This is a genomic window from Pseudomonas sp. HP_12, assembly GCF_055283955.1.
On record NZ_JBTOQG010000046.1, the window covers coordinates 1 to 720 of the forward strand.

At 57.5% G+C, this 720-nt stretch carries 1 protein-coding gene; it reads right to left on the reverse strand.

All coding sequences use genetic code 11. The features are described from left to right. On the reverse strand, positions 1 to 262 hold a 262-nt coding region (locus tag ACYASU_RS21550), incomplete at its 3' end, for a hypothetical protein (RefSeq protein ID WP_463583992.1). Positions 263 to 720 lie beyond the last annotated feature (458 nt).

Genomic DNA, 720 nt, shown 5'->3' on the forward strand with positions numbered 1-720 from the left:
CATGCTTGGCCGCAAACTCGCTCGGATCGCGTTCTCCCTGATGAAAAATCAGAGCGAATATCAACCGAAAGGGGGGATTTTGGCTTGATGACAACCATAGAATCTCCCACAGATGGGGTGTCCAATCAGCAAAACTGTCGCCGCCTGAACTGGCCTCTTCCCGGCTAAAGCCAGTCCCACTAACAGCAGCGCGCGCATTTAGTGGGACCGGCTTCAGCCGGGAAGCTGTTGATCTGCTTTTGATCTTGATCTTGATCTTCATACGCAAGACGTCCAGACGACACCAATCGCGACTTGGGTGCAGGCCGAACGGAGACGACGCGGAGTGGGTCAAGCGCCAGGGACTTGTGGGAGTGAGCTTGCTCGCGAAGGGGTCGGTACATCCAACAGATATCTGGTGTTTGAAATAAAGCATTCGCGAGCAAGCTCGCTCCCAAAGATGGGGTGTCCAATCAGCAAAACTGTCGCCGCCTGGGCTGGCCTCTTCCCGGCTAAAGCCAGTCCCACTAACAGCAGCGCGCGCATTTAGTGGGACCGGCTTCAGCCGCGAAGCCGTTGATCTGCTTTTGATCTGCTTTTGATCTTCATGCACAAAAAGCCCAGTCACCGCCAATCGCGACTTGGGTGCAGGCTGAACGCAGGTCTCGCGGAGTGGGCCGAGCCGCATGGATGCGGCGAGAGCGCCGTCAGGGCATGGATGCCCGTTCGGCGCGGGCCCAC